Raw genomic sequence first — 6,182 nt, 5'->3', positions numbered from 1 at the left:
CCCGGGGGGCGCCTTCGAGCCGCTGGGCCCGCGGGCGAAGGGGGCGCGGTACCGGTGGCCTTCCGGCCCCGCCGCGGGGGGGGGGGGCGCCGGGCCCCCCCCCCCCCCGCGGCTGTCCCGGTGCGGTGGAGGTGATCGGTGCGGCGCGCGCGGGGGAGGCGCACCGCGGGGTGTAAGTGACGTACGGACATGGCGCGGTGTCTGCTCACGCGCTCGCGTCGAGGACCTCCCGCAGCTTCGCGCCGAACGCCTCCGGCTGGCCCGCGTAGCCGAACTCGGCGTCGAGGAAGCCGCCGTGGTGGCTGGGGAAGACCATCGCCTCCTGCCCGAGCAGCGCGGCCGTGCCGCGTGCCGTACGGGCCGTGAAGGTGTCGCCGGACTCCTCGCCCACCGCGATGACCACGCGCGTCGGCGCGGCGGCGAGCGCGGCCGGGTCGGGTCGGTAGCCGCTGACGGCCCAGGAGGCGTCCGAGAGGAGCGGGTCGCCGCGGTTGCCGTCGTCGTCGGCGGGCATGCCGAAGGCCGCCGGGTCGGGCGCGGGCTGCGCGAAGTAGGCGTCGGTGAACTCGCCCGGCCACGCGGTCATCCCCATGAACGCCGCCATGCCGGTGCCCCAGCCCTTGGCGTCGTACGCGTCGGTGACGCCCTGCCGGGCCCGCTCCGCGGCACCGGCGTCGGGGAGCGCCGGAATGATCGGCGGCTCGTGCGCGACGAGCGTGGTGACGTCCTCCGGGTACGCGGTCACCAGCGCCAGCGCCGTCACCGCGCCGCCGCTGCTGCCGAACAGCTCGACCGGGCCCGCGCCCAGCGCGGCGATGACGGCGTGCACGTCCTCGGCCTGCGTCTGCGGCGAGTGGTCGTGCCGGCCGTCCTTGCGGGTGCTGCGGCCGAGGCCGCGGGGGTCGTACGTGACGACGGTGCGGTCCGTGAACTCCGCCGCCAGGGCGCGGAAGCCGCTGGCGTCCATGGGCTGGCCGATGAGCAGCAGCGGCGGGCGGCCGTCGGCGGTGGGCAGGGAGCCGCGCACGTCGTAGACGAGGTCGGCGCCGGGGAGGTGCAGCGTGTGTGTGTCCATGTCCGTGCAGACGGTGCGGCGGGCCCGAACTCATCGGCGCCGAAGGTGACCCGCATCACTGCAACCTTGGAGTTGCAGTAGGCTCGATCCATATGCAATGCTGTGGTTGCAGATCGACGCACGAGGAGGAACCGTGAACGACATCGCGTACACCGACGCGGAGCTGGCGGAGCTCGACCGGGTCGCCCGCCAGATCGACATCGACGCCCCCGCCGACCGGGTCTGGGATCTGGTCGTACGCCCCGGCTGGTACATCAACGAGGGCGAGGTCGACCCCGAGCCCGACCTGAGCTACGACGGGGACGTGGCCGTCGTCCGCGGCGACAGGCTCGGCGAGTTCCGGTTCAGCACCGTGGAGCTGGACAAGCCGCGCTACGCCGCCTTCCGCTGGCTCACCGGCCGGAACCAGCAGGGGGCCAAGGGCTCGACCCTGGTCGAGTTCTGGATCGACGAGCGCCCCGGCGGCGTGACGCTGCGCGTCGTGGAGAGCGGCTTCTCCCGCCTCTTCGACGAGCGGTCCGCGTGGCTCAAGGAGCGCGAGGGCAACGACGTCGGCTGGGTCGAGGAGCTGGCCGCCGGCAAGCGGTACGTCGAGAAGACCGCCGCCGCGGCCCCGCGGTCGTGACCGCGCCCGCCGGCCCCGCCGTCGTGTGTGCCGCGCTCGGCGAGCCGACGCGCTGGACGATACTCACCCGCCTCGGCGAGGGCCCGATGTCGGCGTCCGCGCTGGCCAAGGTCATGCCGGTGAGCCGGCAGGCCATCGGCAAGCACCTCGAGGTGCTGCGCGAGGTCGGCCTGGTCGAGTCCGAGCAGCGCGGCCGGGAGGTCGTGTACGTGGCCGTGGGCGCCCGCCTCAACGCGCTCGCCCGGGAGCTGGACCGGATCGGCCGGGCCTGGGAGACCCGCCTGCTGCGGATCAAGGAGCTGGCGGAAGCGCCCGACTCCGACCCGCCGCCGCGGGGCTGACCCCGAGCGGAACCCCCTCCCCGGGCGGCCGGGGAGGGGGTTCGCGCGTCACCGGGCGGAGCGGCTGCGTACCAGGAGGTACAGGAAGTACGGCGTGCCGATGACCGCCGTCATCAGGCCCGCCCCGAGCTGCGCGGGGGCGATCACCGTGCGGCCGATGACGTCCGCCGTGCACACCAGCACCGCGCCCAGCAGCACCGCGACCGGCACCACCCGGGTGTGCTGCCTGCCCACCAGCGCCCGCGCCGCGTGCGGCGCCACCAGGCCGACGAACCCGATCGTGCCCGCCGCCGACACCGCCGTGCCGGCCAGCACCACGCTCAGGATCAGCAGCCACAGCCGGCTGCGGCCGAGGTCGAGGCCGAGCAGCCGCGGCGTGTCCTCGTCCAGCGAGACGAGGTCCAGCTCCCGGCGGCGTACCACCGCGATGGCGAGCCCCACGACCAGGACGATCGCCAGCGGCACCACGTCCGGCAGCGTCCGCCCGTACGTCGAGCCGGAGAGCCAGGTCAGCGCCATCGTCGCGTTGAACGGGTCGGTCAGCACGATCAGCAGGCTGATCAGCGCCGTCGAGGCGGTGGCGAAGCCCATGCCGACGAGCACCAGCCGGTTCTGCTGGAACCCGCCGCGCGCGGCGAGCCCGAAGACCCCGACGGAGGTGAGCGCCGCGCCGCCGAGCGCGGCCGCGGACAGGCCCCACGAGCTGGGCACCGACACCGTGGTCACCAGCAGCACCGCGCCGAGCGCCGCGCCGTTGGAGACGCCGAGCACGCCCGGCTCGGCCAGCGGGTTGCGGGTCACGGCCTGCACGATCGTGCCGGAGAGCGCGAGGGCGGCGCCGGCCAGCAGCGCGGCGAGCACCCGCGGCACGCGGGTGTCCAGGACCACCTCGGTGGTCGGCCCCGCCCGGCCCTGCAGCCAGTTGGCGACGTCGCCGAGGAGCAGCTTGGTGTCACCGGCCAGCAGCGCGACGAGCGTGACGGCGACCAGCGCCGCCGCCAGCAGCGCCGTGGTCACCACGAACGTGCGGTGGCTGCGGATGCGCAGCTTGTCGGTGTCGGCCGCGCCCGCGCTGTCCCGCAGCCGGGCGGCCATCACGACGAGGAACACCGCGCCGACGAGGCTCGTGACCACGCCCGTCGGTACGGAGACCGCCGTGTCCGACGGCACCATGGCCCGCAGCAGCACGTCCGAGCCGAGCACCAGCGCCATGCCCAGCAGCGCCGCCAGCGGAATGCCCGCCCGCGTCTTGCCGTACGTACGGAACCTGCGGGCCACCGACCGCACCAGGGCCGGCGCGCAGAGCCCCACGAAGCCGATCGGCCCCGCGAGCGTCACCGACGCCGCGGCGAGCAGCACCGCGAGCAGCACCGCCGTGACGCGGGTGGCGCGCACCGGGACGCCGAGGCCGCGGGCGGCGTCGTCGCCGAGGGCCAGGGCGTCGATGCGGCGGGAGAGCAGCAGCAGCCCGGCGAGCCCGGCGACGGCGAGCGGCAGCATCTGCGTGACGCCGTCCCAGCCGCTCTGCGAGATGCTGCCCTGGTGCCACTCGTAGAGGCCCTGCGTCTCCTCGGGGAAGAGCAGCAGCATCCCCTCGGTGACCGCGTACAGCCCGAGTGTCAGCGCACTGCCGGCGAGCACCAGCCGTACGGTGCCCGTGCCCAGGCCCGAGAGCCCCAGCACCACCGCCGCGGCGGCGAGCCCGCCGGCGAACGCGACGCCGGAGGACGCCAGCAGCGGCATCGACACCCCGGTGGCGGCGGCCAGCCCCAGCGCGGCGTACGAACCGGCGTTGACGGCGAGGGTGTCCGGCGAGGCCAGCACGTTGCGGCTGACCGCCTGGAGGGCGGTGCCGGCGATCGCCAGCGCCGCGCCGACCACCAGACCGGCGACCATCCGGGGCAGCCGGGAGGCGATGACGACGGAGGAGTCCGCCGGGTCCGCCTGCCCGGTGAGGGCCTTCCAGACCTCGCCGGCGCCGGCGTCGGCGGTGCCCTGGGTGAGGTCGGCGACCGCGAGGACCGCGACCAGCAGCGCGAGCCCTGCGGCCACCGCCGCCGCGCCCGTCCGCGACCGTACGGTCGGCGGCGGGGCGGGCGCGGCGGTGGGGGTGGTCGGGGCGGTGACGGCCATCGGCTACTTGGTCAGCTCGGCGACGAGGGAGTCGACGTACTGGTTCATCGAGCCGATGGCGCCGAACATCCAGGTGCCGTCCTCGATCCGGTGGACGTCGCCGGCCTTCACGAACGGCAGGGACTTCCAGACGGAGTTGTCCTTCAGCACGCCGGTGAAGGGGGTGCTCGCCTCGTCCTTGTCGTTGGCGACGTAGACGAACTGCGTGTCCCCGGGGAGCTTCGTCAGGCCCTCGACGTCGGTGGAGCCGAGGCCGTAGTCCTTGTCGCCCTTGACGTCCCAGGAGTTCACCAGGCCCAGCCGCTCGTTGACGGCGCCGAGTTGCGAGCCGGCGGTGAAGGCGCGGATGGAGACCTGGTTGGAGACGACGTAGCCGTCGGCGGTGGCGATCTTCTTGCCGCCCAGACCGGCCTCGTCGATGGCCTTCTTGCCCTCGTCGAGCTTGGCGTCGAAGTCCGCCTTCAGCTTCTCGGCCTGGTCGGTCGTGCCGGTGGCCTTCGCGATGAGGTCGAGGTTCTCCGTCATCCGGCCGAGCGGGTCGGCGGCGTCCGCGGAGCGCAGGGTGAGTACGGGGGCGTGCTCGCCGAGCTGCTTGACGGCCGACTCGGGCAGGTCGGTGGTGGCGATCACCAGGTCGGGATCGAGGGCCGCGATGGTGTCGATGCTGGGCTCGCCGCGGGTGCCGATCTCCTTGGGCTCGCCGGTGAGCGGGACCGCGGTGTCCCAGGTGTTGTAGCCCTTGACGTCGGCTACGCCGACGGGGTCGACGCCCAGCGATATGAGGCTTTCGACCACGTTCCACTCGGTGCCGACCACCTTGGTGGCGGGCCCGTTCTCAAGCGTGATCTTCTTGCCGGAGGAGTCGGTCAGGGTGATCGGCTGCGCGGCGCCCTTGCCGGCGCCGCCCTTGTCGTCGTCGTCCGCGGCGTCTTCCGTGGTGCCGCAGGCGGCCAGGGTGAGCGTCGCGGCGGTGGCGACCGCCGCGGTCAGCAGGAGGCGTTTCATGAGGAAGTGCTGAGCCTTTCGCTTCGCTTGTGGTGCCGGCCGATCGCGCGGGTGCGCAGCCGGCCCGTCAGGGGGTCGTCGTCGACGTCGATGCGGATTCCGTACGCCTTGCTGAGCAGTTCGGGCAGCAGGACGTCCTCCGGGCGGCCGTCGCCGACGATGCGGCCGTCGTCGAGCAGGACCATGCGGTCGGCGACGGCCGCCGCCTGGTCGAGGTCGTGCAGGACGGCGCCCACCGCGATGCGGTGGTCGTCGGCCAGGTCGCGTACCAGGTCGAGGAGTTCGACCTGGTAGCGCAGATCGAGGTGGTTGGTCGGCTCGTCGAGCAGCAGCACGCCGGTGTCCTGCGCGAGGCAGCCGGCCAGCCAGACGCGCTGCAACTGCCCGCCGGACAGGTGCTCGGCGCCGCGCTCGGCGAGGTCGGTGACGCCGGTCATCGCCAGCGCCCGGTCGACGGCCGCGCGCCCGCCGGGATCGGAGGCGCCCCAGCGGCCGCGGTACGGGTAGCGGCCGAACTCCACGACGTCGCGGACGGTCAGCCCGCTGGGCGTGGGCCGCCCCTGCGTCAGCAGCGCGACGTGCCGGGCGAAGTGCCGGGTGGACATCGCGAACCCGTCGGTCCCGTCGTCGATGACGAGGCTGGCGCGGCGGGCCCGTTGGAGCCGTGCGAGGGTGCGCAGCAGCGTCGACTTGCCGCTGCCGTTGGGCCCGACGAGGACGGTCACCTCCCCGGGCCGCAGCCGCAGCGAGGCGTCGTGGACGACGTCGACGCCGTCGTACGCCACGGTGACGTCCGCGGCGGACAGGGCGTGCCCGCGGGCTCCCGCGGCGGTGGGCGTGCTCTCTCCGGCTCTCACGGGAGCTTAGGTTAACCTAACCTCACCCCGCCTCGGCAGTCGGTACGCCGGAGAAGTCTGCGGGCGTGCCGGGCGGGCCCGGCGGACGGCGCGGAGGACGGGGCGCGGAACGCCCGGACGACCTGGCGCGGAGCGCGCGGACGACG

At 74.4% G+C, this 6,182-nt stretch carries 6 protein-coding genes; 2 read left to right on the top strand and 4 right to left on the bottom strand.

The window, feature by feature from the left end:
* Positions 1-205 precede the first annotated feature (205 nt).
* Positions 206-1,075, bottom strand: coding sequence for an alpha/beta fold hydrolase (locus ACFYVJ_RS19535; RefSeq protein ID WP_388892963.1), 870 nt, complete (start codon positions 1,073-1,075; stop codon positions 206-208).
* A 133-nt stretch (positions 1,076-1,208) separates the two neighbouring features.
* Here ACFYVJ_RS19535 and ACFYVJ_RS19530 point away from each other — a divergent pair, with 133 nt between their 5' ends.
* Together ACFYVJ_RS19530 and ACFYVJ_RS19525 are read left to right on the top strand one after the other, a co-directional pair.
* Positions 1,209-1,700, top strand: a complete 492-nt coding sequence (locus ACFYVJ_RS19530; protein ID WP_388892961.1) for an SRPBCC domain-containing protein — start codon at positions 1,209-1,211, stop codon at positions 1,698-1,700.
* Complete coding sequence (locus tag ACFYVJ_RS19525; protein ID WP_388892959.1) at positions 1,697-2,041, top strand: ArsR/SmtB family transcription factor; 345 nt, start codon at positions 1,697-1,699, stop codon at positions 2,039-2,041. Before ACFYVJ_RS19530 ends, ACFYVJ_RS19525 begins: the two co-directional genes overlap by 4 nt.
* A gap of 48 nt (positions 2,042-2,089) precedes the next feature.
* Here the strand turns inward: ACFYVJ_RS19525 and ACFYVJ_RS19520 are convergent, their stop codons facing one another.
* The 3 genes from ACFYVJ_RS19520 to ACFYVJ_RS19510 are packed head-to-tail and all read right to left on the bottom strand — an operon-like array spanning position 2,090 to position 6,036.
* The gene (locus ACFYVJ_RS19520) at positions 2,090-4,174 is read right to left on the bottom strand and encodes an iron ABC transporter permease (protein WP_388892957.1); all 2,085 of its coding nucleotides are present in this window, start codon (positions 4,172-4,174) and stop codon (positions 2,090-2,092) included.
* 3 nt (positions 4,175-4,177) lie between these two features.
* Positions 4,178-5,179 carry an iron-siderophore ABC transporter substrate-binding protein gene (locus ACFYVJ_RS19515; RefSeq protein WP_388892955.1) on the bottom strand — a complete coding sequence of 334 codons (1,002 nt, stop codon included), beginning with the start codon at positions 5,177-5,179 and terminating at the stop codon, positions 4,178-4,180.
* On the bottom strand, positions 5,176-6,036 hold the full coding sequence (locus ACFYVJ_RS19510; RefSeq protein ID WP_388892953.1) for an ABC transporter ATP-binding protein: 861 nt from the start codon (positions 6,034-6,036) through the stop codon (positions 5,176-5,178). Before ACFYVJ_RS19510 ends, ACFYVJ_RS19515 begins: the two co-directional genes overlap by 4 nt.
* Positions 6,037-6,182: the final 146 nt, after the last annotated feature.

This window comes from Streptomyces sp. NPDC004134, from assembly GCF_042874195.1.
Classification (GTDB): domain Bacteria; phylum Actinomycetota; class Actinomycetes; order Streptomycetales; family Streptomycetaceae; genus Streptomyces.
The sequence above is the reverse complement of the archived record's forward strand: the minus strand, read 5'-3'. Positions and strand labels throughout refer to the sequence as shown.